At 66.1% G+C, this 25,150-nt stretch carries 31 protein-coding genes, 1 tRNA gene and 1 pseudogene; 10 read left to right on the top strand and 23 right to left on the bottom strand.

The genetic code is table 11. The features are described 5' to 3' along the window. Nucleotides 1–76 precede the first annotated feature (76 nt). A complete protein-coding gene (locus tag B1818_RS01660; RefSeq protein WP_078111767.1) occupies nucleotides 77–1,537 on the bottom strand; it encodes an adenylate/guanylate cyclase domain-containing protein in 1,461 nt (486 codons plus the stop codon). 172 nt (nucleotides 1,538–1,709) lie between these two features. Here B1818_RS01660 and B1818_RS01655 point away from each other — a divergent pair, with 172 nt between their 5' ends. The 4 genes from B1818_RS01655 to B1818_RS01640 all read left to right on the top strand — a co-directional run bounded on the left by B1818_RS01655 (nucleotide 1,710) and on the right by B1818_RS01640 (nucleotide 4,291). Next, nucleotides 1,710–2,996, top strand: coding sequence for a DNA polymerase III subunit delta' (locus tag B1818_RS01655; RefSeq protein ID WP_078111766.1), 1,287 nt, complete (start codon nucleotides 1,710–1,712; stop codon nucleotides 2,994–2,996). 47 nt (nucleotides 2,997–3,043) lie between these two features. Further along, nucleotides 3,044–3,487: a helix-turn-helix transcriptional regulator gene (locus tag B1818_RS01650; protein WP_068970201.1), complete on the top strand. Its 444-nt coding sequence runs from the start codon at nucleotides 3,044–3,046 to the stop codon at nucleotides 3,485–3,487. Beyond that, nucleotides 3,484–4,008, top strand: a complete 525-nt coding sequence (locus B1818_RS01645; RefSeq protein WP_078111765.1) for an SRPBCC family protein — start codon at nucleotides 3,484–3,486, stop codon at nucleotides 4,006–4,008. Before B1818_RS01650 ends, B1818_RS01645 begins: the two co-directional genes overlap by 4 nt. 103 nt (nucleotides 4,009–4,111) lie before the next feature. Further along, the gene (locus tag B1818_RS01640; protein ID WP_078111764.1) at nucleotides 4,112–4,291 is read left to right on the top strand and encodes a hypothetical protein; all 180 of its coding nucleotides are present in this window, start codon (nucleotides 4,112–4,114) and stop codon (nucleotides 4,289–4,291) included. Between the two features lie 96 nt (nucleotides 4,292–4,387). On the opposite strand, the gene B1818_RS01635 is transcribed toward B1818_RS01640, so the two are convergent. After that, nucleotides 4,388–5,230: an alpha/beta fold hydrolase gene (locus tag B1818_RS01635; RefSeq protein WP_078111968.1), complete on the bottom strand. Its 843-nt coding sequence runs from the start codon at nucleotides 5,228–5,230 to the stop codon at nucleotides 4,388–4,390. 154 nt (nucleotides 5,231–5,384) lie between these two features. On the opposite strand from B1818_RS01635, the gene B1818_RS01630 reads away from it, so the two are divergent. Both B1818_RS01630 and B1818_RS01625 read left to right on the top strand, forming a co-directional pair. After that, entirely contained in the window at nucleotides 5,385–5,945 is a 561-nt protein-coding gene (locus B1818_RS01630) for a TetR/AcrR family transcriptional regulator (protein ID WP_078111763.1), read from the top strand. Nucleotides 5,946–6,055: 110 nt separating this feature from the next. Continuing rightward, nucleotides 6,056–6,772 carry a phytanoyl-CoA dioxygenase family protein gene (locus B1818_RS01625; RefSeq protein WP_058251158.1) on the top strand — a complete coding sequence of 239 codons (717 nt, stop codon included), beginning with the start codon at nucleotides 6,056–6,058 and terminating at the stop codon, nucleotides 6,770–6,772. 22 nt (nucleotides 6,773–6,794) lie between these two features. Here the strand turns inward: B1818_RS01625 and B1818_RS01620 are convergent, their stop codons facing one another. The 16 genes and pseudogenes from B1818_RS01620 to B1818_RS01555 form a co-directional block, all read right to left on the bottom strand. After that, nucleotides 6,795–7,949 carry a hypothetical protein gene (locus B1818_RS01620; protein WP_058251110.1) on the bottom strand — a complete coding sequence of 385 codons (1,155 nt, stop codon included), beginning with the start codon at nucleotides 7,947–7,949 and terminating at the stop codon, nucleotides 6,795–6,797. A gap of 108 nt (nucleotides 7,950–8,057) precedes the next feature. Next, nucleotides 8,058–9,323 (bottom strand): Fic family protein, encoded by a 1,266-nt coding sequence (locus tag B1818_RS01615; RefSeq protein WP_058251111.1) that lies wholly within the window; start codon nucleotides 9,321–9,323, stop codon nucleotides 8,058–8,060. 481 nt (nucleotides 9,324–9,804) lie between these two features. Further along, nucleotides 9,805–10,137, bottom strand: coding sequence for a hypothetical protein (locus B1818_RS01610; protein WP_078111762.1), 333 nt, complete (start codon nucleotides 10,135–10,137; stop codon nucleotides 9,805–9,807). Beyond that, a complete protein-coding gene (locus B1818_RS01605; protein WP_078111761.1) occupies nucleotides 10,137–10,979 on the bottom strand; it encodes a phage major capsid protein in 843 nt (280 codons plus the stop codon). Before B1818_RS01605 ends, B1818_RS01610 begins: the two co-directional genes overlap by 1 nt. Before the next feature lie 102 nt (nucleotides 10,980–11,081). Continuing rightward, complete coding sequence (locus B1818_RS01600) at nucleotides 11,082–11,333, bottom strand: hypothetical protein (protein ID WP_078111760.1); 252 nt, start codon at nucleotides 11,331–11,333, stop codon at nucleotides 11,082–11,084. A 10-nt stretch (nucleotides 11,334–11,343) separates the two neighbouring features. Beyond that, nucleotides 11,344–11,751 (bottom strand): hypothetical protein, encoded by a 408-nt coding sequence (locus tag B1818_RS01595; protein WP_254859518.1) that lies wholly within the window; start codon nucleotides 11,749–11,751, stop codon nucleotides 11,344–11,346. Next, nucleotides 11,748–12,329, bottom strand: a complete 582-nt coding sequence (locus B1818_RS01590) for a hypothetical protein (RefSeq protein WP_078111758.1) — start codon at nucleotides 12,327–12,329, stop codon at nucleotides 11,748–11,750. The genes B1818_RS01595 and B1818_RS01590 overlap by 4 nt, the downstream gene beginning before the upstream one ends. Continuing rightward, entirely contained in the window at nucleotides 12,329–13,612 is a 1,284-nt protein-coding gene (locus B1818_RS01585; RefSeq protein ID WP_078111757.1) for a phage portal protein, read from the bottom strand. The genes B1818_RS01590 and B1818_RS01585 overlap by 1 nt, the downstream gene beginning before the upstream one ends. Next, nucleotides 13,609–15,085, bottom strand: a pseudogene (locus B1818_RS01580) (terminase large subunit). Before B1818_RS01580 ends, B1818_RS01585 begins: the two are co-directional and overlap by 4 nt. Then, complete coding sequence (locus B1818_RS01575) at nucleotides 15,085–15,450, bottom strand: HNH endonuclease (protein WP_078111756.1); 366 nt, start codon at nucleotides 15,448–15,450, stop codon at nucleotides 15,085–15,087. The pseudogene B1818_RS01580 and the gene B1818_RS01575 overlap by 1 nt, the downstream one beginning before the upstream one ends. Next, nucleotides 15,450–15,662 carry a hypothetical protein gene (locus B1818_RS23870; RefSeq protein ID WP_139362967.1) on the bottom strand — a complete coding sequence of 71 codons (213 nt, stop codon included), beginning with the start codon at nucleotides 15,660–15,662 and terminating at the stop codon, nucleotides 15,450–15,452. Before B1818_RS23870 ends, B1818_RS01575 begins: the two co-directional genes overlap by 1 nt. A 141-nt stretch (nucleotides 15,663–15,803) precedes the next feature. Next, nucleotides 15,804–17,219, bottom strand: a complete 1,416-nt coding sequence (locus B1818_RS01570; RefSeq protein WP_078111755.1) for an AAA family ATPase — start codon at nucleotides 17,217–17,219, stop codon at nucleotides 15,804–15,806. Beyond that, complete coding sequence (locus B1818_RS01565; RefSeq protein ID WP_078111754.1) at nucleotides 17,220–17,546, bottom strand: DUF2742 domain-containing protein; 327 nt, start codon at nucleotides 17,544–17,546, stop codon at nucleotides 17,220–17,222. Beyond that, complete coding sequence (locus B1818_RS01560; RefSeq protein ID WP_078111753.1) at nucleotides 17,543–17,872, bottom strand: hypothetical protein; 330 nt, start codon at nucleotides 17,870–17,872, stop codon at nucleotides 17,543–17,545. Before B1818_RS01560 ends, B1818_RS01565 begins: the two co-directional genes overlap by 4 nt. Further along, on the bottom strand, nucleotides 17,865–18,002 hold the full coding sequence (locus B1818_RS24125; RefSeq protein ID WP_176455864.1) for a hypothetical protein: 138 nt from the start codon (nucleotides 18,000–18,002) through the stop codon (nucleotides 17,865–17,867). The genes B1818_RS01560 and B1818_RS24125 overlap by 8 nt, the downstream gene beginning before the upstream one ends. After that, on the bottom strand, nucleotides 17,999–18,205 hold the full coding sequence (locus B1818_RS01555) for a helix-turn-helix domain-containing protein (protein ID WP_078111752.1): 207 nt from the start codon (nucleotides 18,203–18,205) through the stop codon (nucleotides 17,999–18,001). Before B1818_RS01555 ends, B1818_RS24125 begins: the two co-directional genes overlap by 4 nt. Before the next feature lie 115 nt (nucleotides 18,206–18,320). Between B1818_RS01555 and B1818_RS01550 the strand changes: the two genes are divergently transcribed. Together B1818_RS01550 and B1818_RS01545 are read left to right on the top strand one after the other, a co-directional pair. Then, nucleotides 18,321–18,857, top strand: coding sequence for a hypothetical protein (locus B1818_RS01550; RefSeq protein ID WP_139362966.1), 537 nt, complete (start codon nucleotides 18,321–18,323; stop codon nucleotides 18,855–18,857). Further along, nucleotides 18,857–20,002: a tyrosine-type recombinase/integrase gene (locus B1818_RS01545; protein WP_078111750.1), complete on the top strand. Its 1,146-nt coding sequence runs from the start codon at nucleotides 18,857–18,859 to the stop codon at nucleotides 20,000–20,002. The genes B1818_RS01550 and B1818_RS01545 overlap by 1 nt, the downstream gene beginning before the upstream one ends. Before the next feature lie 79 nt (nucleotides 20,003–20,081). Here the strand turns inward: B1818_RS01545 and B1818_RS01540 are convergent. The 5 genes from B1818_RS01540 to B1818_RS01520 all read right to left on the bottom strand — a co-directional run bounded on the left by B1818_RS01540 (nucleotide 20,082) and on the right by B1818_RS01520 (nucleotide 22,747). Continuing rightward, nucleotides 20,082–20,154: transfer RNA gene (locus B1818_RS01540), tRNA-Thr, on the bottom strand. Between the two features lie 84 nt (nucleotides 20,155–20,238). Then, nucleotides 20,239–21,090: a triacylglycerol lipase gene (locus B1818_RS01535; protein WP_058251112.1), complete on the bottom strand. Its 852-nt coding sequence runs from the start codon at nucleotides 21,088–21,090 to the stop codon at nucleotides 20,239–20,241. 61 nt (nucleotides 21,091–21,151) lie between these two features. Next, nucleotides 21,152–21,577: a VOC family protein gene (locus B1818_RS01530; RefSeq protein WP_058251159.1), complete on the bottom strand. Its 426-nt coding sequence runs from the start codon at nucleotides 21,575–21,577 to the stop codon at nucleotides 21,152–21,154. Between the two features lie 38 nt (nucleotides 21,578–21,615). After that, nucleotides 21,616–22,116 (bottom strand): helix-turn-helix domain-containing protein, encoded by a 501-nt coding sequence (locus B1818_RS01525; protein ID WP_078111749.1) that lies wholly within the window; start codon nucleotides 22,114–22,116, stop codon nucleotides 21,616–21,618. 49 nt (nucleotides 22,117–22,165) lie between these two features. Continuing rightward, complete coding sequence (locus tag B1818_RS01520; protein ID WP_058251113.1) at nucleotides 22,166–22,747, bottom strand: hypothetical protein; 582 nt, start codon at nucleotides 22,745–22,747, stop codon at nucleotides 22,166–22,168. A 222-nt stretch (nucleotides 22,748–22,969) separates the two neighbouring features. Here B1818_RS01520 and B1818_RS01515 point away from each other — a divergent pair, with 222 nt between their 5' ends. After that, a complete protein-coding gene (locus B1818_RS01515; RefSeq protein ID WP_231742338.1) occupies nucleotides 22,970–23,845 on the top strand; it encodes a hypothetical protein in 876 nt (291 codons plus the stop codon). Between the two features lie 41 nt (nucleotides 23,846–23,886). Then, nucleotides 23,887–25,098 carry a hypothetical protein gene (locus B1818_RS01510; RefSeq protein ID WP_254859516.1) on the top strand — a complete coding sequence of 404 codons (1,212 nt, stop codon included), beginning with the start codon at nucleotides 23,887–23,889 and terminating at the stop codon, nucleotides 25,096–25,098. The last annotated feature ends 52 nt before the right edge of the window (nucleotides 25,099–25,150 follow it).

The raw sequence follows: 25,150 nt of genomic DNA, 5'->3' as shown, positions 1-25,150 counted from the left end.
CAATAATCGCTAATCGCTGGGGCAAGCGACGGCGAGTCCCTGCTCGCACCTCAGGGGGCAGGGGAGGGTGGGTAGCTCAGTCCCGCCGGTCCGGCTCGAGGTGCGGGCGCGCGAGGAGCGTCTCGATCCCACGGCCGCGGAGTTCGACTCCCTCGCCGATCTCCCAATGCTCGGCTTCCTCGTGAGACGCCAGGAACACCGCGCGAGCGGACCCGAGGACGCGGGTGGGTTCGTCCTTCGCGAGCTCGGTGAGGCGGGCCGCCTCGTTGACCGGGTCGCCGATGACCGTGTACTCGAGTCGCTGTTCGGCGCCGATGTGGCCGGCGATGGCCTTGCCGGCCGACACCCCGATGCCGATGTCGGTGTCACCCAGGGTCTCGTAGAGCTCGGCCCGCAGCTCACGCGCGGAGGCAAGCGCCCGGCCGGCGAAGTCGTCGAGGTCGAGCGGCGCCCCGAAGATGGCGAGCGCGGCGTCGCCCTGGAATTTGTTGACGAACCCGCCGTGGCGACCGACCACGCCGACTACGACCCGGAAGAACTCGTTGAGCAGTTCGACGATCTCGCGGGGCGGCCGATTCACCGCCAGGCGCGTCGAGCCGACGATGTCGACGAACAGGACGCCGACGTAGCGTTCCTCGCCACCGAGTTCGGTGCCGGTCTCGATGGCCCGCCGCGCAACGTCCTCGCCGACGTAGCGGCCGAACAGGTTGCGCAGCTGCTGGCGTTCGCGCAGGTCGGCGACCATGTCGTTGAATCCGGCCTGCAGCAGGCCGAGATCACTGCCGTCGTAGATCTTCACCGCGACGTTGAGGTCGCCCTCGCTGACCTTGGACTGCGCGCGCCGCAGCTGCTTGATCGGGTCGTTGATTGCGGCGACAACGCGCACGATCGCGATCACGCTGAACGCGAGCGCCGAGATCGCCATCCACAGGATCGGCCGCTCCAGGCCGGTGGAGTCGGCCTCGATGATGCCGAGCCGGTGCAGCACGATCATCCCGATGATCACCAGCATCGGGGCGACGACGCTGATCACCCAGAACGCGGTGATGCGGGTGGTGACACTGGGCGCGATGGCGTTGTCGGGATTGTTGGCCATCGCCGCGACCGTGATCGGCCGCATGACCTTCTCCGCCTGCATGTAGCTGAGCGCACACGTGACCATCGCGCCGATCGTGCTGGCGATCGCGACGATGAAGGCGTTCTTCGACGAGACGGTCAGGTTGACGAGCGTGAACAGCGTGCCGCCCACGACCCACAGCGCGGCGTTCACCGCGGTCAGCAGCATCGGTAGCGCGAGGGCGCGGCGTCGTGCGGCCTCGTTGTCGAGTCGGGTGCGACGCCGATGCCAGATGAGCACCGGTAGCGACAACTGGATGCTGGCGAAGCCGCCGATGACCATCGCGATCAACAGGTAGGCAGCGAAGATGACCTGGTTCAGCGCGGTGATCTCGTCGAGGCTGATCGAATCCTGGATCGGCATGCCGAAGCGCAGGAACGCGAAGGTGAACAGTGCACCGACGAGGTTCGCCCGCAGCATGTCCAGCGCGAGAATGGGCCACGGCGTATGAATCAGCCATCGGGCCAGATGCAGGCCCTTTGACCACCGCGACCGTTGTTGAACCACGGAGACTACGGTAGCTGGCTGCTTGCAATCGTTAAACACGGTTCCGCGCCTCAGGCGTGTCCGAACTGCGGATTAGGGTGTTGCTGTGACAAATGTCTTCGATCGGCTGACCGGGCAAGAGGCCATCGCCGACGATCTGCGGGCCGCCGCACGGGCCGCGCGTGCTCTTGCGGCGAGGCTCGACGCGGGTACCTCGGACGACTTGTTCCTCGCCGACGACGAGATCCCGGCCGTCGATGCGGGGTGGTCGCGGGCGTCGATGACCCACTCGTGGCTGTTCACCGGACCACCGGGCAGTGGTCGGTCGGTGGCCGCGCAATGCTTCGCCGCGGCTCTCCAGTGCCAGGCGCCCGACGCCGCGAACGTCGGCTGTGGCGAGTGTCGTGCGTGCGTCACGGTGATGGCGAAGACCCATGCCGATGTCCGCCACGTCGTGCCGGAGGGGCTGAGTCTCGCCGTCGGGGCGATGCGCGACATCGTGCAGGCCGCCGCGCGCCGGCCGGGGACGGGGCGCTGGCAGATCGTCATCGTCGAGGACGCCGACCGGCTCACCGAGCAGGCCGCGAACGCGCTGCTGAAGGTCGTCGAGGAGCCGCCGTCACGCACGGTGTTCCTGCTGTGTGCGCCGTCGGTGGACCCGGAGGACATCTCGGTGACCCTGCGGTCGCGCTGCCGGCACGTCGCACTGGTGACGCCGACGACCGCCGACATCGAGCGGGTTCTCGTCGAGCGCGACGGTCTCGATCCGGAGCAGGCTCGGTGGGCGGCGTCGGTGTGCGGCGGCCACATCGGGCGCGCGCGTCGGCTGGCGACGGATCCCGAGGCGCGCACGCAACGCGAGAAGGCGCTCGGGCTGGCGCGTGCCGCCGCCCGCGACTCGACCGCCTATGCCGCTGCCGAGGAGCTCGTCCGGTCGGCCGATGAGGCCGCCAAGGCGATCAGTGCCGAACTCGACGCGGCCGAGACCGAGGAGATGAAGACCGCGCTCGGGGCGGGCGGCACGGGCAAGGGCACCGCGCGGATGCCGCGCGGAAGTGCCGGCGCGCTCAAGGAACTGGAGAAACGGCAGAAGTCGAGGGCGACCCGGGTCGGACGCGACGTCCTCGACCGTGCCCTGGTCGATCTCGCCGCGCTGTTCCGCGACGCGCTCGTCGTCGGCGTGGGCGCCCAGGTCACCGCGATGCATCCGGACAAGGCCGACGACCTCGCGAATCCGCTCGCCGGCTACGCCAAGCCCGAGCAGCTGCTGCAGTGCGTCGAAGCCGTGCTCGCGTGCCGGGAGGCCCTCGACATGAACGTGAAGCCGAAGTTCGCCGTCGACGACATGGTCGCGCGGATCGGACTCGCGCTCGCGCGCCCGGCCGGGGCGTAGACAGCTTCACCCTTCCCTATTGGTAACTCGTGTGTTACCAATAGGACGTGGACGACTTCGAGGCGATTGCCGACCCGGTGCGTCGTGCGCTGATCGAGCGGCTCGCTCGCGGGTCGGCGCGCGTCGTCGATCTCGCGGCCGACCACCCGATCAGCCGACCGGCGATCTCGCGTCACCTTCGTGTGCTCGGCGAAGCAGGCGTGACGACGGCCGTCGACCACGGCCGGGAGCGGCACTACGAGCTGGCGTCCGGCGCGCTGGCCGGGGTCCGGGCGTGGCTCGACGCGGTGGACTCGGCGGTTGCGGGCTCGCACGCCGTGGACTCGCGCGCCGTGGACTCGCACGCCGTGCAGCCGAGATTCGATGAGCGTCATCTCGACGCGCTCGACCTCGAGGTGCGACGTACCGTGCGCGAGTTCGTCGATGAGGAATCCGCGGACTCCCCTCTTGCACAGCCCGATTCAGGCAGACGACACAAGGAGACAGGATGACTGCGGACATCACGGCCACGGGCCGTCGAGAGGTGCGGGCCGGCGTGCCGCACGTGGTGCTCGAACGGAGTTTCGCGGCGCCGGTAGACGCCGTATGGGCGGCGATCACCGAACCCGCGCGCCTCGAACGCTGGATCGGAACATGGGCCGGCGACCCCGTCGACGGTTTCGTCGACTTCCGGATGACCGCCGAGGGCGACGACGTGGAGCCGGAGCGGTTCACGATCCTGGAATGCGATCCGCCGCGCCGGCTGGTCGTCGAATCGAAGTCCCCGGCCCAGGACGGGGGTGAGGACGTGTGGCGGCTGGAACTGGACCTGGCCGAGGCTCACGGAACGACGACACTGAGCTTCGCCCAGGGACTGCCACGGGCCGACATGGCCGAGAACGTGGGCCCGGGATGGGAGTACTACCTCGACCGTCTGGTGGCGGCCGAGGCCGGCCGTAGCGTCGCCGAGGTCGACTGGGACGCCTACTACCCGGCGTTGTCGTCGTCGTACGCGGACCTGTTCCGGGACTGATCGGTCGCGCCCGGACTCCGATCGCCGAAGGGCGACGCGGGCCTCGACCTATCATGAGGTCACGGTCGCGTGCCGCGGCCGGACGATGAGCGAGGAGCGAGCGATGTCGGACTTCATCCGCAAGATCAAGGAAGATGCCAAGGCCGTCTCGGCCGCCATCGATCAGGAACTGACGGTGCTCGAGGGTGTCCCCGGCTACGACCCCCTCGCCGACAACAAGGACGCCGAGGCGTCCGACGAGACCGCCGAGGACGCGGAACGGGTCGACGACGACGCCCGGTAGGGACAGACGGCAAACGGCCGCCGGATGGAGAATCCATCCGGCGGCCGTCCTGCTGTCACGCGGGTGTGCTCGCTGGGCGAACTCACCCCGGGTCGCTCACTTCTGAACGAACCCCAGCAGCGCCTCGTTCACCTCGGCGGCGTGAGTCCACAGCAGGCCGTGCGGCGCATCGGGGATCTCGACGTACTCGGCGTCCGGAACGGCCTGGTGGAAGCGGCGACCAGTGGCATCGATCGGCAGGATGTTGTCGGCCGTGCCGTGCAGGATCAGGGTCGGCTTGCCCGAGTCGCGCACTGCGGCAACATCTTCGCGGAAGTCCTCGATCCAGGCGGGGACGACCGAGTAGGCGGCGACCGGCGCGCTGCCGACCGCGGTGTTCCAGTTCGCGTCGACGACCTCCTGGGTGATGCGGGTGCCGAGGTTGTCGTCGAGGTTGTAGAAGTCCTTGTAGAACTGCGTGTACCAGGCGTAGCGGTTCTCCTTGGCGGCCGCCGCGATACCGTCGAAGACGGACCGGTCGACGCCTTCGGGATTGTCGTCGGTCTTCACCAGGAACGGTTCGAGCGACGCCAGGAACGCGAACTTCGCGACCCGGTCGGTGCCGTGGTTCTTGGCGTAGCGGGCGAGTTCGCCGGTGCCCATGGAGAATCCGACGAGGATGACGTCGCGGAGGTCGAGCGTCTCCAGGACGGTGTTCAGGTCCGCGGCGAAGGTGTCGTAGTGGTAGCCGGTGCCGACCTTGCTCGACTTCCCGAACCCGCGACGGTCATAGGTGATCACGCGGTAGCCGGCGTCGATGAGCTCGCGCGCCTGCAGTTCCCAGCTGTTCCCGTCGAGCGGATAGCCGTGGATCAGCATGACGGCCTGGCCGGTGCCGTGATCTTCGTAGTACAGCTCGACGTCGGTGGAGTTCTCGGTGCCGACTTTGATGTAGCCCATTGCGATCACTTCTCTCTGTTGAGGCGACCCGATCGGGATCGGAATCGATGCGGCGGGCGGGAGAACGGTCGTTCTCGCCGGTGATTGCTACACTAGAGAACGATCGTTCCCCGCGCAACCCCCAAGCCGGGAACCGGCAGCAGAGGAGATCGAGGTGGCCGACGCCGTGGACCCGCGCGAGCAGGTGGTCCGTGCCGCTGACCGGCTGTTCAACGCGCACGGGGTCCACGCGGTGGGGATGGACAAGGTCCGCGATGCGGCGGGGATGTCGCTGAAGAAGATCTACTCGATGTTCCCGTCGAAGGAGGCGTTGATCCTCGCGGTGCTCGACGATCGGACCCGGCAGTGGAACAGCGGGATCGCCGCCTGTGCGGAGGGGCTGTCGTCGCCGCGGGAGAGGCTGCTCGCCGTGTTCGACTTCTTGTTCCAGTGGTTCGGCACCGACGAGTTCCGCGGGTGCGCGTTCATCAACGCCTACGGCGAACTCGGGGCCGAGATGCCCTCGGTCGCCGCCGCGGTCCGTGCGCAGAAAGCTGATTTCCAGCGTTACGTCGCGGGTCTGGTGGCGGAGTTGGGAGGCCCCGACGGCCTCGGCGCGCAGCTGTCCATCCTCGCCGAGGGGGCCCAGACCACGGCGGCGATCGCGGGCTCGGCGCGTGCCGCCGACGATGCACGTGCCGCCGCCGAAGTCCTGATCGACCAAGCTCTCCGGTAGTCGATTCCAGAGGTCTTGCGGCCGTGAGCTTCTCGACGCTTGGTGATCTGTCGCCCGCGGTGCGGCGAAAATCGCTCGCGGGAGACGCCCGATGGTGGGAGGCTGCGACGGTGATCGACGTCGACAGGTTCAGCGCAGACGGTTTCCTCAAGATCGAGCGTCCGTCGCTGCGCGAGGCCGCGGACCGGGCCCGGGCGGGATTGTGGGCGCAACTGGGATTGTCCGAGGACGACCCGGACGCCTGGACCGATCCGGTGCGCTGGGCGTCGGACATGGTGGGAGCCGGCCCATTCGGGTTGCTCGCGAACAGTCCGGAGCTGACCGAGGCGCTCGATGCGATCTGTGGCGTCGGCGGCTGGACACCGCGTGGCGCCCTGGGCAACATACCGGTCCGCTTCCCGCTACCGCCGACGGTCGATGACCGCGGCTGGCACATCGACGCCAACACACCGCGCGAGGACGGATCGTGGGTGGTGAGTCGACGGCCCCACACCGTGCTGATCCTGACCCTGCTCTCCGAGGTCGGACCGACCGACGCACCGACGCGCATCCGGGTGGGGTCACATCTCGACGCTGTCGCGGTTCTCGACAACGACGGGATGAGCCCCTTCGACGCCGGTCCGTTACTGGACGCCGCGAGTCGCGAGCGTCGCGTCGCCTACGCGACCGGCAGTCCCGGTGACGTCTTCGTGGTCCATCCGTTCACCGTGCACGCGGCTGACGAACATCGTGGTGCGACTCCACGTTTCATGGCGCAGGGGCCGGTGATGCTGACCTCGCCGTTGTCGCCCGACTCGGCAGCACCACTGGCGTCGGTGTTCGGTTGAGCAGCTGATCTACGACGACGGATCAGGCGGCGGATTCCGAGGATTCGCTGCCGGAACCACCGCGGTCGGAAGAATCGCTGTCGTCGCCCGCGCCGGAGCTGTCACCGCTCGTCGAGTCGGATCGGGAGTTGCCCGAACTCTCGGACGGACCGTCGTCGCCCGCTTCGCCTGAGTCCGATCCGGTGTTCCCGTCGTCTTCGACATCGGCGAACTCGGTCGGCAAGTCCTGGTCATCGTCGACCACGATGTCCCGCAGGGTTTCCCGACCTACGTCCCGTGTCTCGACGGTGTCCCTGGGCGTCTCGGCATCGGCTCCGGCGTCGGATGTGGTGGCCCCACGGTCGGTGGTCGGCTCGATGGGCCGGCCGCGGGGTGGTTCGGTGACCTCCGGCTCGCTGCCCGTGCCGGCATCGGGACGTGGCGTCTCGACAGGGCGGTCCGTCCGGGGCGGGTCGACCTTCCATCCGATCGACTTCAGGAGTGCCGAGACGAGCGGGACGGTCTCCAGCCAGACTCGAATGCTCCACGGCCCGCGCGGATCCGACACCAGCACGATGACCGGCCCGTCGGTACCCGGCGGGGGAGGAGTCAGGCTGGTGCCGCCCTCGGGTACACCGGGCGCGCCGGGCCCGCCGGAGCCCTGGGCGTCGCCGGTGTAGACGACGAACGGACTGTTCGCGTCGAGTCCGGCGATGACGGTCATGACCGCCAGGTTCTGTTGCACCGCACGTTCTTTGAGTTCGTCGTCGAGCTCCGTCGACAACACTGCGCGGGTTCGGGGACCGCCGGCGATGATGGGGCCGACCGAGTGCGGAAAGTCGATGACCAGCGTTCTCGGTGTACCCGTGGAAGACAGGTCGCGTGTCATGGGAGCGGCCGGCCCGCCGGTCGGTGTCGCAGCGACGGACGGGGCGGCGGGGCCGCCGGCGCCCGGCGACAACGGGATCGGTTGGCTCCACCCTGTCGTCGATTCGGTGGCCACCTGGACGGTGTCCGGCGCGGTGAGAGCGTGGACCAGGGTGGTCACGTTGATCGATGCGACCGCGGTCGGGATGACGGTGGCCAGCGAGAGCGCGCCGAGGGTGAGAGAGGCGTTGGAGAGGCCCGAGGGTCGTCGAAGAGGACCGACGCCGTCGTTCTCGACGGCGCGTCGCGTGCCGCGCCGATATCCTGCCACCCCTGGGCCCCCTCTTTGTCGATCAGATATTAGACGACGAGTGGGCTGCTCGCTGTCGTCTGAACGACACAAATCGGGACATCTACTCGGAGGGTCAGCTACTGGAGATCAAGGTCCTTCCAGATCCAGCAGCGCGGCCACCCGCTGGGTGAGCCGGAAACGCAGCGGTTTCCTCGTGACGGTCTCGATGATCCCGGCGTCGTCCAAGCGCTGGAGTCGCGGTCGGACGAACTGACTGGATCTTCCCAGCACGTCGGCCAGGGTGTTCGATCGGACGGCGCGGTTCACATCGAAGTAGTAGGCCTGGCCGAGGGTGTACAAGATCGCGCCGAAGTCGTCACGACTTATCGGCGGTGACGACTCGCGGTCGAGCCCTACGCTGAGCGGAAACTGTTCGTCATCAACCAGATCGCGAAGGCGTGCCCTGAGCGCCTCGATCTTCTGCCGACGTTCGGAGAGGTCGAGCAGCAGCCGATGTTGTGCCTCGGCGATGATCTCCAACATTCTGATCAAGAAAGGCGTCAGATCCCCGCGATTCAGTGGATTCTCCACGTCCGCGAACGCGCGATAGTAACGGTCCTTGTTGTCGGCGACGGTCGCCGACAGCGCGAGGCTCGCGTACGGAGCGATCACCTGTCGGAGGTCGAGTGCGAGAAGGTAGCGCCCGGTTCGGCCGTTGCCGTCGTAGAACGGGTGCGTGTACTCGAAGATGAAGTGCGCAGCCACGGCCCTGATGAGTTGGGGGACCGAATCGTCGCGCGCCTGGCTCAGCATCAGGGTGAGCGCTGCGTCGATCGCTGACTCGGGCACGACTCCGGTATGCACGATCTTGGTCCCGGATTCGATCGATACCGGTCCCTGCCGGAACAGCCGCCCATCGGGAGCGTCTTCATCACGGATCTCTCCCGCGGTCACCGCGTCGTAGACAGCCCGGATGTCGTCCAGCGTATGCGGACTTTCGGCCTCGTCGTTGCCGATGTCGAGGTAAAGACGCGCCATCTCCGCGAAGCGCTTGTTCTCGATGGGTTGTCGCGCCCGGACGGCCCTGATCGCCGCACCGATCTCCTGTCGGGTCGAACGGACCTGTTCGATCTCGTTGGTCGCTTGGATCTCGTCGATGACCATGCGATGGAGATAGTGGGTCCGTGCTCGTCCTGGCAGATGTTCCCACTCGGACTGAATCTTCGGCTCAAAGCTCATGATTCGTTCGATCAGCACTGCGATCTCGGGGGTCAGCAGCGCGAACATCGGGTACTCGCCGATCATCAGGTCCCAGCGGAGGGCGGCGGGAGACTCGCGTCGGACCCGTTCCTCAGCGTCGGCGCCGACTCGATCGCGCTGGTGGAAGACGGACTTGAGCGTTCTGTAAGACACTTGATCTATCTCCGCATCCATACGCAAAAGCGGGGTGGCCTGTATGGCCTACTTTATACGGAGCCGTAGATAGATAAAATAATCAACATCGGAGTGGCCTCTATTGTTCCAGCAGTAGTGCCCAGGGCTGCGTCCGCAGGTTCGGTCGACGGGGGTCGCGCACCGCGGGGCGACCACACGTCCGCCTGTTCCTGGTTGAACGATTGATCTAGACGGCCTGCGGTCAGTGTGTCGAGGCGGCCGCGTTTGCAAATTTCTGACGACGCAGGGGTGGGCCGGAACCGGGGCATGAGTGGCCGGGAGGAGATGGAGCCGCCCAGGGGAATCGAACCCCTGACCTATTCATTACGGCACGCCGTTTCACGTAGTGCGCCCGAGTGCTACAGGTCCCCTCTTTGCAGGTCACCCCGCTAGACGCCGTGCGTGCAGTCCGTAGCCACCCTCCAAGTGATCGTCATTTTCGATGGCGAGATGTTGACTGTCACTGCGCCTTCTTCCGGTAGCGGTTGAGGACGTACAGCTCTGCGAGGGTCCAGCCGGTGAACCCGGCACCGTTCTCGGCGACCGACATGGGGCCGGCGGTCTGGGTCTTCGACGGCACCTGATCGGGGTGGGTGACGAGTCGCGCTGTTGCGGTGGTGATGACGGCGGCAATGTCATCGGCTGGGGTGGTTCCGTCGAAACCTGCGCCGCGGGTGTAGGAGCGGGCCATTGCGGTGACGATGGCGGCGTGCTGCTCGGCGAGGGCAATCAACGCGGTGTCGTTACCCTCGCCGAGGAACGCGGCGACCGTCCCTCCGGTCACGGGCGGCATCAGCTACCCGATGCCGCCGACAGGACAACCACGCCCTCGGGGTGGAGCAGACCGAGGTCGTAGCGGGTGACGACCCGTAGCCCGACCATGTCGTACTCGGCGTATCGCTCGGTGAGGACGGTGACGCTCGGCGCGATGTCGCGTGCTACGGCAACCTGGTTCATGTCGACGAGGATGGCCTTGCCCTCGACGAGCTTGTTGGTGACAGTGACCGGGATACCGAACAGTGTGTAGGTGGCATCGGCGGTCAGGTCGGCCTGCAGGATGTACTTGCCCGACGTGTCCTTGATCTTGCGGAGCGCGATGAAGTCCTGCGAGTTGAGGAACCACCGATTTGGGGTGACCTCTTCGGCATGGCACAGCGCGATGGCGTCGAGCAGGCTGTCGGGGTCGGTGACGTCGAGTTCGCCAGTCTGAATGCTGGGCTGGTTGATGATTCCGCGGATGGTGTCCGATGTTCCGGCGCCCGAGAGCAGGGCGCTGTCGAGGGCGTTGGACACGTCGGTGGTGAGCCGGGTCTTGAGTACGGCGTCGATACCGATGACCGACTGCCGGACGAGCTCGTTGGTGTACTTGAGGATCAGCTTGATGCTCTTCCGGTTGGTAGGCATCAGCTTGACTTCGTCGAAGTCGACCTCGGCGTCGTCGGGGATCAGGCCACCTTCTGCGACGAACGTCGGGGCGGCACCGGACACGAGCCGTGGGATGCGGAGCTGGCCGGCAGTGTCGAAGATTTGCGGACCGGACGACAGGACGACGCTGGCGGCTTCGAGGGGCTGGACGAGCAGCTGCGATACCTGGTCGGCGAGCAGTTCGGGGTTGGTGGCGGTGGTTTCAGTCACGGTGGTCTCCTGGGGGAGTTGAAGGGAATGGTCACCTTCGCCACCAGGACGAATCAAGGGGTCGCACACCAGGTGCGACCCCTTGATAATACCCCGAGGGGGTTACCGGAACTTGTCAGGCGTATTCGCCGGTGGGTTCACAGCGGGCTCGTCGAGGTAGAACATCGAGTTGTTGTCGTCCGTCAGCTTCGAGACGACCGCGACCTTCCGCTCCGGGACGCTGACGATGTTCTCGTCATCCTTGATGAAGGTTACGAACTGACCCTGGATCTCGTATCGGTCTGCCTCGACCACTGTGATTGCTCCGAGAGTGCCGTCGCGCTCACTCGGGCCACCCCAACTGAAACGTGCCATTCTTGTTCTCCTATCGGTTGCCGCGGAGTAGTGCGGCGAGGTCCACGCTAGTCGCGGACTGGGTTGCGCCTTGCCCGATTTCGCCCTTCACCTGTCGTCTGGACAGATGAGGTTTCGCCTTCAGTAGCTCGTCGATTGCGAGTGACAGATTGTCACCCTCAAGGTGGTCCTCGTCGAACGGCAGGTCGGAGGGGTCCTGGAGCCGGCCGGTCTGCTCGACGAGTGCGCGGTGCAGCCGGTGGGCGAGGTCGTCGGCCCGCTGAGCCCGCTGCCGGTACTTACCATTCTCCTGCCGAAGCTGCTCAACATAGGACCGCGGGAACGTGTCCGGCTCCTGCTCGGTGTTCTCGGAGTCAGGTTCGGGTTGAACCTCTGTTGCCGGGTCCTGCTGGGACCCCTCAAGGGTTTCGTCGGTCACCGTATCCCCTTGGCTCGTGCTGTCTTCCATGTTTCCTTGATCCCTTCTGCGATAACTGGTTTCGGGGTGCAGGTGCATCCCTTGTGTGTTTGGAACGGGTGCTCGGCGGGCCAGACGCGGCCGTTGCGCCACCACCACGTACAGAGTTGGCAGCAGTTCGCCGAGCGTTGACGCACCCACCCTCGGGTCCTGCCCGACCGGACCATCGCGTCGCTGTAGCTTCTGGCGGCGGTCTCCAGAGGTTCGGCCCGTCCGAGGCGTCCGACGATCGCGGCCGACGACGCTGACGCTGACGCGACCGACAACGCGGTGTCGGCGGCTTTGGTCAGGCGGTCGAGGTCGTCGGGGTGGGTGGTGGTCACGACCGGGGCGGCGACCCCCAACTGCGCCATAAGTTCCGCGGCGTAGGCGAGGTTCGCCAGACTGTGTGCCTGCCCGTTGGAGATCGCGACCGCTGAGGCGATCCACTGCACGCATTCGTCACGTGACAGAGCCCCGGAGAGGTAGGCGTTGTACGCGGCGACGACTTGTCGTTCCGATCTCTCCGACAGGGCGATGAGTGTGTGCCGGTAGGCCATCAGCTCACCAACTTGTTGAGGTCGACGGCCATCGCGTTCAGGGCATCGCCGCGGCGGGCAGCACCGATCTCTGTGACCTCGGTGTCGGAGTACCCGAGTCGTTTCAGGGCGTACGACGCCGGGAGCAGACCGGCCTGGTATAGCTTGACCACCGCATCAGCTTCTTGGGCGATGGAGCGGGTAGCGGCGTCCGCCCACGTCACCCGAACGTCGACCAGCTGAGGGTCGGCACCCTCCCGGACAGCGACAATCAGGCGGGCCACGTCTTCCCACGAACGGCCGAACGCGGCCTGGCGGGCTTCGGCGCGGGCGGTCAGCGACGCTTCTGCGGCCCGCAGCGCGTCAGCCGATGCCGGGGTGTCCGACAACTGGCCGATGTAGTGCGCCGGCAGCGCGGAGACCGCCATGATCTGACCGAGTAGCACGTTGACCGCCGACTCGTAGCCGTCGAGACGAGCACCGTCGAGTTGCCCGAACTTGGCCGTGTCGTTCTCGGAGATCATCGCCCGGTTGCCCTCAGGGATCGGGTTGACCGCTTCCCCAGCCTCGTTCTCCTCGAGTTCGATGCCGGTGGCCCAGCGCCGCGGCCGGCCCACATACTCCGAGGTTGTCATCATGTCGACCAGCACCTTGTTCAGCGCGTCCACCAGCGGCTTGAGGTCTTCGATCTCTGAGACCCCGTTGTCCAGGAGTCGGTCCCCGTTGCGCAGTCGGACGACCGGGACGACACCGAGCGGATTTGCCAGGGTCTCGACGACCTTGAAGCCGGCGGTGACAGCGCCGGTCTGCTCGGCCCGCAACCGAATGATCTCCTCCGGCAGGAACACCGTCGCCTCGGTCGTCGTGGCGGTCTCCCACCGCTTCACCGCGGCAGTGATGCGGCGGGTACCAGGGTCAGTGAGTACGGCCACCTGTTTCGCGGACTCGATGGTGGCCTTCGGCCGGCCGAACTGGTCGGCCCACACGATCACATACGAGGCACCGAGCAGCAGCGCCTCCCGGTGTGCGATCCCGGATTCCTGATCCAGGTCATTGCGTAGCCAGTCGGTCCACACGTCCGCTCCGGTGAAGCCGGTGACCCGCAGCCGCTCGGCCAGTGAAGTGACTGCGAGGCGGGGCACGTTGGTGGCGAGTCGGCCGAACCTGTCGCCCAACGCTTTCCGCGATTCGGGGCTGAGGAACGCCAGCGGTTGCAGGCCGGCGTAGTACCGATCGAGGTCGGCGTAGCGTGCGGCTGGTTCGTCGATCTTCTGTAGCAGTGTGGTGAGTAGGTCAGTGTTCATGCTGCGAAACTCCTTGTCTTGGAACGCTTCTTATGGGTTGCGCGCCAGGTGGCGCGACTATGGGCCATGACCAGGCATGCGGCGAGGTCGATCTTTCTGGCCGACCGGGACCTCGACGCCTTACTGAGCCGTATACCGCGGGCGTCCTCGACGATCACCGCGGCGGCGACATGCTCAGCCAACGTCTGATCCCCCGAATGGGTCAGACGGGCGTTCGTGGCCGCCGAGAACAAGTCCGTCGTGGCCGCGGTCAACCGGGCCGGCGAGTGCGGGAACTCGACGACCGGCAGGTTCTCCGACTCAAGAATCTGCAACGTCCTCGTCCACCGGAACGGGTCCGCGACGATCTCCAGAACCTTCCAGCGTCGACACGCATCGCGGATGGTCTGCTCGACCTCTGCAACCGGCACCCGATAGCTCTCATCGTTCGCTGGCCGCTGCCACACCTTGACCTTGTCGACGTGCGGTTCGGTTCCGACTGAGGCCACCAGCAACGCCGTGGTGTCGTCGGAGAACGAACCGTCCAAGGCGATGACGACCTCGGTGCCGGCCGGGACCGGCAGGCCCGTCGACAGTCCCTCCCATACACCAGCCGGGAGGAATGCGCCGTCGGTGTCGGTGGCGAACTGGCACAACCGAGCACGGCGGAACGTCGCCTCCCGCGTCTTCGGCGGCAACAACGCGGTGATCGCATCCCGGTGCAGGAAGTCATCCAACGCCGGGTTCGCCAGCTTCCAGCAGTGTTCGCAATCGACAGGATGATCCTCGAAACCAGCTGCCGAGTACTCCCGCCACCGCAGCGACGAGTCCTCCGGGTGTTCTGACGCAGCATTGCGGAGATCCACCAGAACCTGATCGTTCGGGTCCGGGCCCGGTGTGCCCATCGCGACCACCACCGACCGCTCCCGTTTGCCCTGGGCCAGTTGCACCACCTCGAAGGTGTCGCGGCGGACCACGCCGGCCTCGTCGACCACCGCGAACACGAAGTCCAGACCCTCCAGCGCGGCAGGCGACGCCGGTAGTACTTGAAACGTGGAGTCAGTGAGCGGGAGCACCAGCTTGTCGGCGTACACGTAACAGCGCGACGCCAGATCTTCCGACAGTTCGACCATGCGGCGGGCCGCGTTGAACAGCAGACCCGCCTGACGCTCGTCGACCGCGACACAGACGACGTTCGCGGCTTCACCCCACGTGAAGAACACGTACAAGGCGATCGCGGCGTTCAAGGTCGTCTTGCCCTGGCCTCGGGGGAGCATGATCCCGACCGTCCGCGCCCTCGAGTCCAGCACGTCCGACACGATCTCCATCTGCCAATCCCGCGGCCTGAACACCTTCTTCGCGCCGGTTCCCTTGCGGCACCCGCAAGAACTTCTCCGAGAACTTCAGGAACCGTTCGGATTCGACCTCTGATCGGGGCCTGAAAGGCAACGGGACGTCCCCGTTCTCGAGCTTCCCCTTGTTACCCGACCGCACTAGAGACCCCCCTTCATTGCCCTCTGCGCCTTGCCTTCGGGCGGCTGACCTGCGGCTTTGGCCCATCCCCCCAGGTGTGCGTCCTTCGCGGAGTTGCAGGAGCGGCAGAGGACGTCGAGGTTGGCGAGGTCGTAGGCGAGGTCGGGGCGCTCGGTCAGCGGGATCTTGTGGTCGACGGTGAGGTCTTCGCGGGCTCCGCATGTGGAGCAGAAGGGTTGCATGCGGCGGAGCTTGCGGGACAGTTTCTTCCAGCGGGTGGTGTTGGTGTGGACGGCGTGCCGGCCGATGTGCGTCTTGTGGACACGGTGGTCGGGACAGCGGGATTCGGGGCTGGGTTCCCCGCAGACGAGGCAGGGTTTGCTCATCAGTCGTCGTCCTCCTGCTCAGCGTGCAGGTGGTTGAGTTCGGCGTAGAACTGGTCGATGCGCTCGTGGAGCGCGAGGAGTTGGTCGGCGTCTCGGTCGGGGAGCTGATTCACCAACTTGTAGAGCCGGGTCTTGGCGCGGGCTCGGAGGCGTCGTTCCTCGGTGCGACCGAGTGGTGCTGTGCGGGCCGGTATTCCGTTAGGAGTGGTCATGGTGGTGCCCTTCTAGGTGGTCCTGGATGGTGTTGATGAGGTCGATGGCTTCGGGTTCGGTGAGTCCGATGCCTGCGACTGTGACTGCGGTGCGGTGGTCGCGGGGTGGTGTGACTGCGAGGGTCACGTGGGGTCGGGGCATCAGGCCCCCTTCTTGTGTGCGCGTACACACTTGGAGTTGGAGGTGTGGTAGCCGTCCGCTTTGTCGTCGCTGTAGATCAGGGGCTCGGTGCAGTAGGGGCAGGTGGTAGTTCTGCCTTCTGCTCGTCCGTTGTGGATGACGTGGAGCGGGCGGGTCGGCGGCGGTGTGGGTCGCTGCCGTGACGGGTCGTCGCACTCTTCGCAGATGTCGGTGGTCGCAGTCTTGGGCAGGTCGATGTTGCACACCGAGCAGGCGGTCGGGCGGGCCAAGGGAGCAGCCAAGGGAGCACTCACGCTCTCTTGCTCCCTTGGATCAAGGGAGCACTCCTGCAACCCCTCTGACCTGGAAGGGAGCAAGGGAGCAAGGGTGCGTGTATGGGGTGTGCTCTCTGCTCCCTTGACCTCTTCGTCCGAGCTGGAGATCACTTCGCCCTCGACGACGGTGGGTAGTTCCCACCACCACACGCCGTCCTTCACGGCCTGCGCTCCGACCCGCTTCTTAGCCCGCTTCACCTGGTCCTTAGAGAACCCGTTGGCGTCGGCGGCCTGGAAGATCTCGTTGGCCTTCTGGCGGCCGCCCTCGAGGTAGTCGGACAACCACTGATCCACGTCTCGGTTGGCTTGGCCGTCTTCACCGGCGAGGTAGTCGCGGGCATCGGCGGTGGTTTCCCCGAGCCATTCGACGACGCCAAGCTCGGCCTGGTCGCCGTCGATGGTGATGACGGTGGACTTGATGCGAGCCTCGACCGAGCGGGTCCTCGGGGCCAAGTTCCCCTTCGTGTTGGTGACGACGAGGTTGCCGCTGTCGGCGTCGAGGGCAACGGACAGAACGGATCGGGCTACTTGGGACCAGGCGATGGAACCGAGGATGAGCTTGCCGCTGTCCGCGCCGTCACGCTTGCCGAAGTGGACCAGGCCGAGGATGACGATGTTGTGCTTGGCGGCGAGCTGAGATAGCGGTTCGAGGAATCGGCGGACGTCGCGGTCGTCCTTGCCGGACAGGTTCGCGGACATGGCGCTCGTGGCCGCGTCCAACACGATGAAGGTGACTCCGTACTCCACGATCAGCGCGTCGAGCTCGTCGTTGTCGTACGGGAGGACGACGTTGCCCTCGGTGGTGAACTCGGTCTCGACGTCAATGAAGATGACCTTGGAGAGGTCGGCCCCGGCGGCCAGGAGCCTCGGGACGACGGTGTGTTCGCGGGAGTCCTCGGAGTGCAAGTAGATGACATAGTGGCCGCGGCGGGTCTCGAGTGCGGCCCAGTAGCAGGCGATGGTGGACTTGCCGAGTCCTTCACGGCCGGCCAGGAGGGTGAGTGCGCCGAGGGCGATCCAGCATTCTTCCCACCACTCGATGATCTTCATCTTCACGTTGTGGCCGAGGGTGACGCGGAGCCGGCGTGCAGGCTCTTCCATCTAGGAGACCTTCTTTCGTCGGAGGTCGGGGTTGTCCCGGTAGAACTGGTCGCGGTCGCGGATGCGCTTGGCGACGCGGGTCCAGTCGAGTGCCGTGGCGACTTCGATGGCGGCGTGCTTGGCGTTGATGCGACGCTGGTCGATCTGGTCGAGTTCGGTTTCGAGGCACCAGCGGGAGCCGGCGGTGAGGACCGCGATGGTCTTGGCGGGGTCGTCGTCGGGCAGTGCGATCCATTCGGGGGTGCCGGCGACGATGGTGGTGTGACGGCCACCGAGGACCCGGCGCACGAAGTCGCGCACCGGGTCCCAGGTGATCGGATCAGTCATCGCGGCGGCATCTCTTCCAGGCCGGTCATGTCGAGCTGTCGGTACATGGCGCGCAACGTTTCACACAGTGGGCAGAGCGCCTCCGACGTCGAAGCTGGGCCTGGTTGAGCACCGATCCGATTCCAGTCGTCAGCGATCCCGCAGAGGGACACGTCGGAGTCCGGCTTCACACGATGGAGGACTTCGAGGTCGTGGTCCCGGTCGTCGAACATGGCGTCCACCGTTGCTGCGGCCGGGGAGATCTGGTCGGCAAGGTTCAGCAGGTCGGGGATGTCGGCGGGTTGGGTGTTGGCGAGATTGTCGGCGTGGCGGGTATCGTCAGTCATGGAATTGTCCTTTGCTAGGGATGGATTTCTTGCCCTCGTCGACCTGGCCGTCGGCGAGGGTTTTTTCGTCTGCGAGGTTGGGTGTCAGGTCCTCCTGCCACCCGGCGCAGAGATCTTCATCTGGGATCACGCGACCTCCGAGACATTGAGGAGTCGGAGTAGGTCAGCGGTGACCACGCGATAGCTGGCCCCGACCTTGATGACCTTGGCGGGGAACTGATCGTCACGAGCGAGCTTGTACGTGTGCGACTTGCTGATGCTCAGCACCTGACCTGCGGTGGGCCAGAGCGGAACAGTCGGACCCGCGTTGTGCAGATCCTCGACAGTGGGCATCGAATCCTCCTCGTGGAAACATTCTGCGGACTGTTGCCCGCCATCAAGGAGTAGCACGAACTCGTAGGACTGTGCAACACTCTGCGCAGTGTTTCCAAGGAGGAGATGATGGCCGATGGCTAATTCGATGCGGATCTCGTGGGGTGGTGAAGACAACCAACTCTGGGAGATGTACGGCGGAAGAGTACTTCTGACGATTGGCCCATTAGAGGTGTGGGACAACGGGTTTCGCTATTACATAGCGCCGACCATGGAAGGGGGCAGGCTGGTCTGCGACAGCCTGAAAATAGACAGGCTCGACTCCACAGGTGAAACTGTCGGGCCGCCCATATCCACGGCCGCGATCCGTGGTGCGAACGTGAGCAAATGGCTGCAATCGATGGTGGAATCGTTCGTTGCGGAACCAGTTCCTGGCACCGGGGATTGGACGAAACGGCACACGTGGCCGCCAGAAGATTTCGCCGCGAACGGCCCCACTGATGAAGCCCTCGATCACATGGCCCAGCTGTACGCATGGTTGATGGTTCAGGGGAAGAGACCGTCGGGCGTGTTCCTCGAGATGTACGGCATACCTCGGCCGACGACCACGAAATGGATTGCAGCAGCCCGCAAGCGGAAGATTCTTGTAGATGACCATCGAAGGATCAAGTAATGCCCAGGCGTCCATCTCCACTAGGCACATATGGAGCGATCGGCACCTCGCAGACATCCCGCGGCAAGTGGGTGGCGAAGGCCCGGTTTCGTGATTTCGATGGGGTGACCCGCCTGGTGCAGGCGAGCGGTGACACCGAGGCGAAGGCGAAGGCCGCGTTGAAAGTCGCGCTCCGGGATCGGTCCCGGCCGACCGGCAGTGAGATCAGCAGCGAGTCCACAGTCACGGAACTGATGGACTACTGGCTCGATGAGATCGGCCGATCTGATCGCAGCCCCCAGACCATCAGCTACTACCGCAGGACGATCGAGAAGGCGATCAAGCCGGCGCTCGGCGGGCTTCGGCTCCACGAGGCCACCACAGGCCGCATCGAGGCGTATCTCAAGGCGCTACGGTCGCCGTCGACGGTTCGGGACTCACGCACGATTCTGCGGCAGGCGTTCGCGCTTGCAGCCCGACATGACGCGGTGCAGCACAATCCCGTAGCCGACACCTCGAAGCCGCCAGCGGCGGTGCGCCCGGCCAAGGCACTGACCATCGACCAGGTTCGCGAGTTGCGCCGCCGAGTGACGGCCTGGCAGGACGAGCAGCGGCTCGGGCCGAAACGCGCTTACGACTTAGCAGAGATTCTCGACGTGATGATCGGGACCGGGTGTCGAATCGGGGAAGTGCTGGCACTCCGATGGCGAGACATCGAGACGACAGAGGACGGCTCAGTCGTCGTGACCATCGCCGGCACTGTCGTGGAGATGGCCGGCGTCGGAGTGGTTCGGCAGGAGCACACCAAGACGCGGGCTGGGTATCGACGGGTGATCGTGCCGAGATTCACCGCGGAGGCGTTGGAGCGCCAGAGGGCTCGAGAGATCCCGACCGAGCTGGTGTTCCCGACGCGAAACGGAACTCCTCGGTCCCCGTCCAATGTGCGGACAGCGTGGCGCAAGGTCAGAGGCGATGACTTCCAGTGGGTGAAGCCCCACGACTTCCGTAAGACGGTCGGCACGCTCGTCGAGCGGGAGATCGGGCTCAGCGCAGCGTCGGCTCAGCTGGGTCACTCGGGGACGGCTGTCACCGAGCGCCACTATGTCGAGCGGGCGTCGTCCGCGCCGGACCTTCGGGCCACGCTGGACAGGCTCGGACCAGCATAAACGTTGGATAACTGTTGACTTCAACGACAAAGGCCAGGTGGTCCGGTTGCGAGAACCGTGGACTACCTGGCCTTATCCGAGCCGCCCAGGGGAATCGAACCCCTGACCTATTCATTACGAGTGAATTGCTCTACCGACTGAGCTAGGGCGGCGTGCTACGCGAGGCAGCGCAGACGAGTCTAGCGAGGGACGGGGGAACGAACAAAACCCGGGTCGTCGAAGCCAGAGGGCCCAGGTCAACCCGGGAAGTCGGAACCGCAGACGACCGGCACCCGACGCTGCGGATCGAGCGCGTTGCGGACGAGCGCAGCGACGGTCGGGGAGTACGCCATCCCGACGTGACCGATCTTCGACGCCGGGCACACGTCCTGGATCACCGTGTTGGTGATGTCGGGGCCGGGCGGCATCAAGGTCACGGTGTACGGCGTCGAGATCTCGTCGAATCGCGTCGCGAGGTTCACGTATCGGATCGAGCGATGCGTCGGACCCCAGTAGCTCTGACCGGGGGCACGGGCGGGTAACCGGTCGGTGATCGAGCCGACCCGTGAGTATCCGCGGTTCGACGCGGACAGCCCGACGATCGTGCCCACCTGTTCGGCGCGTCCGGGCAATTGGGTGACGAGCTGTGCGATCGCGCCCCCCTGACTGTGGCCGACGACATCGACTTTCTGGGCGCCGGTGGCAGCCAGAACCCGCCCGACGAAGGCCGACACCACACGGGCGGACTGCTCCTTGTTGCCCAGGCCACCGGTGTTGCCGCTCCAGCTCGTCTGGCCGTAGGTCAGGCTGAACACGCAGTACCCCGCGTTGGCCAGGGTCGGCGCGAGATACGCCCAGTTGGCGCTCTGGTTCATGGCGGTCGCGTGCAATAGCACGACCGGATTGCGTCCGGCCCGGTCGCGGCAGCCGAAGCGGTTGGCGCCGGCGGGCGACTCGGTTGCCGGGCTGAGATATCGAGAGGCGATGGCAGTCGGCGCATCCGCGATCACCGGGAACGGCGCGGCGTTCGCGGTGCCGGCCACGAGGCACAGACCTGCGGCGGCGAGCGCGAGCACAACCGCAGTGACTCCGGATCGGAGGCTGTTCATGGTCGGATTGTCGCCGACGACGTGGCGGCGCGACCCGCGATTGCCGGAACGTCGGGGTGGTCTAGGCGAGTACCTCGTCCAGTTGCGTCAGGCGAACACTGTTCCCCGACGGGTCGCGGAAACCCGCGTCGATGCCGTACGGCCGTTCCTCGGGTGTCTCGGTGAACTCGACGCCCCGCGCGGCCAGGGCCTCATAATCCCGCCGACAGTCGTCGGTGGTGAGGAAGACCGTGCCGGCGAAACCCTTCGACATCAGGCTGCGGATCTCCTCGGCGACGCCGGAGTCGATGGCCGGGGGCCCGGGGATTCCCATGAGGACGATGCTCACGTCGTCCTGTCCGGGCGGACCGACGGTCAGCCATCGGAAGCCGCCCATCTCGGGCAGGGACGCGTCCGAACGAACCTCGAGTCCGACCTTCGACGTCCAGAAGTCGAGCGCCTCGTCCTGGTCGTGTACCCACAGTTGGGCGCTGGCGATGCGAATCATGTTGTCTTCCTTCGCTTGAAGATGTTGCGGTGGTGAGATCAACGTAGGTCGCTGCGGCCGTCGAGGTCTTCTCCCCGTGTGCTGTCCTCACCTGGTCCGTCGCGTGATGCTTCACTTCCCGGGGATTGCGCGGTCCGGCTCGTCGGAGCCGGGCGCGAGTAGACGCGCAGAACGCACGCCGGTATCCGTGCGTACATGGAGGCGGGCAGGAACGAATCCCGATATGCCGTCGGCGTCTTGCCGAATGCGCGAGTGAAGCTCGTGGTGAACGAACCGACACTGGAAAGACCCACCGCCATGCAGATGTCGGCGACGGTACGGTCCGTCGTTCGCAGCATGGCCGCTGCCCGTTCCAGTCGTCGAGTCTGCAGATACGCGTGTGGCGACTGTCCGTATGCGGCTGCGAAGGCCCGCGAGAAGTGGGCGCGGGACAGTTTCGCCGCGGCGGCCATGTCGTCGACCGTCAGCGGCTCGGCGAATCGCACGTCCGCGAGATCTTTGGCGCGCAGCAGGTGACGGGCCGGGTGTGCGCTGGGCATGAACCGATGATGCCCACGTCGACATGTCGCCGTCGGATGTTCGGTGACCTCAGTCGCGGTCGCGACGCCGGAACTCGACGCCGCGTGGCGACAGTTCGTACCCGACGACGAGGCTGTCGGTCAGCCCGAGCCTCTTGAGCTTGGTGATGTCCTGCTTCAATCCTGCTCGGTCCCTGCCGAGTTCAGCCGCGAGGTCGGTCGACACCACGCCCGGGCGGCGCGCGATGAGGTCGAGGGTTTCTCGGGCCCACGGCCCGATCTTGGACCGGGAGTCCATCCGGTCGAGGCGGGTTCGGATCTCGTCCACGTCCGCGTCCGCGAGATCATCGTCGGCGCGCAGGGCGATCCGTGGGTCCTCGCCGATGCACTGCAGTCCGATGCGGTAGGTCGGATTGTGGACGTTGACGCAGAGGGCGGCCCGGACGGCGTCGGCATCGTCGTATCCTGCGCGCCGCGCCTCGTCGCGCGTGATCCGTTCGGGGTCGACGCGTTCGAGCGACGTCACCTCGATGACGTGAGTCAGCGCGATGAAGCTCGAGCCGGGATGAATGCGCGGATGACCCCATCGCCGGAAGGCGAGGTCGACGGTTCCGTCCGCGACCCCGCGGGCGACTGCGGCCGTGAGAAGCACACTCGCGACCCTAGTCAGCGCGACATCTGTGTGCATGAATTCGCAGCGCAGGATCGCCTGTCACCCCTGTGGATGACAGCTGAGAAGGTCCTGAGAGCTGTTGTAGGGTGTCCCGAGGTCAGCGACGGCAAATGCCGACGTCATCGGGGGACCCCCTGCGTCGTGCCGTCGTTGAGCGCAACTTCACGACGAAATGATCACCGGCCGGGGGGAGGGATCTTGGTGCCGCCGCGCGCTTCCGCACTGTGGTTCCCCGACGTCCCGCCGTCGCCCGCTTCCGACGCGACGCCAGCCGCCGATCTCGCCGCTCACCTGGCCCGATACCGCTCCGTCGGCCCAGCTCAGGTGGCCTCGCAACCGTCCGCGGTGGCCGTTCTCGAGCGCCCAGTTCCACAGCACGAGGAGCCGATTCGGCCGTCGGTCGCCGCGCCGCAGGTCGTCGCGCCGCGCCCGGCGTCGGAGCTCGATGCGTTCCTGGCAGAGGCGGAGAAGTCGGTCCGTGCGAAGCGAAAGAGCGGATCGGCTTCGCGCAGCGAGAAGCGCGCGCGTATCGGTTCACCACTGCGAATCGCAGGTGCGGCAGCAGCGATTCTTGTGATTGTCGCCACAGCCATGGGTGTGGTCCTGACGCGCGGCGGCGAGCCCGAATCGACGACGGCATCGACGTCCACCGCTGACGCCTCCGATTCGTTGTTGCCGTCCACGTCCGCTGTGGCGAGCGAGCCCGCCTGTACGCAGCGCCCGGTGGGATCGGGGACGACGGTGTCCGACGGCGACGATGCCGGTAATCAAGAGTCCGGCGCCGGTGCGATCCGCGCCTTCAACCACGCCTACTACGTTCTGCGCTCGGCGAGGGCGGCACGGGCGGTCGCGGCGCCGGGCGCGGTGGCCTCCGAGTACGTGATGCAGCAGTACATCAACCAGCGTCCACTCGGTACCCGGCACTGTCTGACGGTCGCCGAGCGCGGACCGGGCGAGTACTCGGTGGTGCTCACCGAACTGCAGCCCGACGCGGCGCCTATCACCTACCGCCAGGTCATCCGCACGACGACCATCGGCGGCAAGTCCTACATCCAGTCCATCCGATCCGTTGAGTGAGTTTCCGCCCACCGTAAGCGCACCAGAGAGGTAGTCGAGTAATGAGTCATAGTCGGGGTCGGCACCGGAAGCGTCGGGTGCCGAGTGGTCCATTGCTGTCGGTGACGTCGGCGGTGGTCGCGGTGTCGATCACTGCCGGTGCGGGAGCGGCGTTCGCGGTGCCGGAGCAGGGTGGGACGAGTCCGGGTGACACGGCTCCGGGGCAAGGTGGCACGAGTCCGAGCGATGTGTCGCCGGATGGTGGTGCCGGTGCTGAGGCGACGGTCGAGCCGGTGGTGGTTCCGGGTCCGGGCAGTATTCCGGGTCCGCCGGTGGAGGCGCCGTATCAGGCGTACACCGCGCCTGGGTCGTATTCGTATGACGAGCCCTACACGCTGTTGATCAACAATCGGGTGGCTCCGCGGGTTGCTCCGCCGGTTCGGCCGATCGCGCCGCCGCCGGAGAAGATCCGTGTGGGCAACTTCGTCACCGACATTCCGGAGGGGATGTCGAAGCGTGATGTGAACTCGATCAATGCGTGGTCGGCGTATGGCGAGGCGAAGATCGCGCAGGGTTTGATCTCTGCTGGTGTTCCTGAGGACGAGGCGACTCGTCGTGCTGCTGCGACGATCATCGGTGTGATGGCCGGTGGTACGGCTGGGGCTGTCGCGCTTGGTATTCCGTCGGCGGTTGTGGGCGCGGTCGTTGGCGCGCCGATTGGTGCTGCGACGGGTGCGCTCATCGGTTCGTCACCCTTCTTCGGGGGCGTGATGGGTTTGACAGGGGCGGCTATCGGAGCTGGGGCAGGCGCCGCAATTGGCGGTATCGGGGCGGGCGCTGCCGGGGCTGCGGTCGGGTTCGCGATCGCCGGGACGGCTGGCGGAGCACTCGCATACGCGCTTGGAGCGGGGGATCCCGGCGCGAACCCGAGCGAGCCGTGGCGTCCGAATGGCCCGCGTCACGCGCTTCCGGAGGCTGAAGGGCAAAACCAGTTCGAGTTTCATTTATCGGCAGAGCATGCACGCCGCTCGGGATTGCCAGCGGTGGACTACGTGGTGAACCATCGTGGCGACGTTGACGCAAAGATCGGAGCTTCGACCTTTGAATGGTCCGGGGTTCAGGCCAGGTCGCCATATACCGTGCTTGGTCCCCACGTGGAGAAGTCGGTTCGTGATTGGACTCGCGCACAATCTGACAGCCTGCAGAATGCATTCCCCGGGAGTGACGTCCTTTGGCCGGCCGAAGGTGGCCACTCCACGGCCGTAAATCACTGAGAATTGGAGCTCTGTAGAAATTGAAACGCTTGCTATGCCTAGCGGTCGCCCT

The sequence above is a fragment of the Gordonia sp. IITR100 genome (genome assembly GCF_002009645.1).
Lineage (GTDB): Bacteria > Actinomycetota > Actinomycetes > Mycobacteriales > Mycobacteriaceae > Gordonia > Gordonia hongkongensis.
This window is presented reverse-complemented; position numbering and strand designations above follow the sequence as displayed.

Bases quoted from the DNA above. Each gene is read 5' to 3' on its own strand.
- B1818_RS01600 (WP_078111760.1), bottom strand. From the start codon at position 11,333: ATGGCACGTTTCAGTTGGGGTGGCCCGAGTGAGCGCGACGGCACTCTC.
- B1818_RS01585 (WP_078111757.1), bottom strand. From the start codon at position 13,612: ATGAACACTGACCTACTCACCACACTGCTACAGAAGATCGACGAACCA.
- B1818_RS01545 (WP_078111750.1), top strand. From the start codon at position 18,857: ATGCCCAGGCGTCCATCTCCACTAGGCACATATGGAGCGATCGGCACC.
- B1818_RS01560 (WP_078111753.1), bottom strand. From the start codon at position 17,872: ATGACTGACGATACCCGCCACGCCGACAATCTCGCCAACACCCAACCC.
- B1818_RS01510 (WP_254859516.1), top strand. From the start codon at position 23,887: ATGAGTCATAGTCGGGGTCGGCACCGGAAGCGTCGGGTGCCGAGTGGT.
- B1818_RS01610 (WP_078111762.1), bottom strand. From the start codon at position 10,137: ATGCCGCCCGTGACCGGAGGGACGGTCGCCGCGTTCCTCGGCGAGGGT.
- B1818_RS01530 (WP_058251159.1), bottom strand. From the start codon at position 21,577: ATGATTCGCATCGCCAGCGCCCAACTGTGGGTACACGACCAGGACGAG.
- B1818_RS01660 (WP_078111767.1), bottom strand. From the start codon at position 1,537: ATGCTGCGGGCGAACCTCGTCGGTGCACTGTTCACCTTCGCGTTCCTG.
- B1818_RS01640 (WP_078111764.1), top strand. From the start codon at position 4,112: ATGTCGGACTTCATCCGCAAGATCAAGGAAGATGCCAAGGCCGTCTCG.
- B1818_RS01525 (WP_078111749.1), bottom strand. From the start codon at position 22,116: ATGCCCAGCGCACACCCGGCCCGTCACCTGCTGCGCGCCAAAGATCTC.
- B1818_RS01575 (WP_078111756.1), bottom strand. From the start codon at position 15,450: ATGAGCAAACCCTGCCTCGTCTGCGGGGAACCCAGCCCCGAATCCCGC.
- B1818_RS01570 (WP_078111755.1), bottom strand. From the start codon at position 17,219: ATGGAAGAGCCTGCACGCCGGCTCCGCGTCACCCTCGGCCACAACGTG.
- B1818_RS01590 (WP_078111758.1), bottom strand. From the start codon at position 12,329: ATGGCCTACCGGCACACACTCATCGCCCTGTCGGAGAGATCGGAACGA.
- B1818_RS01555 (WP_078111752.1), bottom strand. From the start codon at position 18,205: ATGCCCACTGTCGAGGATCTGCACAACGCGGGTCCGACTGTTCCGCTC.
- B1818_RS01635 (WP_078111968.1), bottom strand. From the start codon at position 5,230: ATGGGCTACATCAAAGTCGGCACCGAGAACTCCACCGACGTCGAGCTG.
- B1818_RS01645 (WP_078111765.1), top strand. From the start codon at position 3,484: ATGACTGCGGACATCACGGCCACGGGCCGTCGAGAGGTGCGGGCCGGC.
- B1818_RS01565 (WP_078111754.1), bottom strand. From the start codon at position 17,546: ATGACTGATCCGATCACCTGGGACCCGGTGCGCGACTTCGTGCGCCGG.
- B1818_RS23870 (WP_139362967.1), bottom strand. From the start codon at position 15,662: ATGACCACTCCTAACGGAATACCGGCCCGCACAGCACCACTCGGTCGC.
- B1818_RS01535 (WP_058251112.1), bottom strand. From the start codon at position 21,090: ATGAACAGCCTCCGATCCGGAGTCACTGCGGTTGTGCTCGCGCTCGCC.
- B1818_RS01550 (WP_139362966.1), top strand. From the start codon at position 18,321: ATGGCTAATTCGATGCGGATCTCGTGGGGTGGTGAAGACAACCAACTC.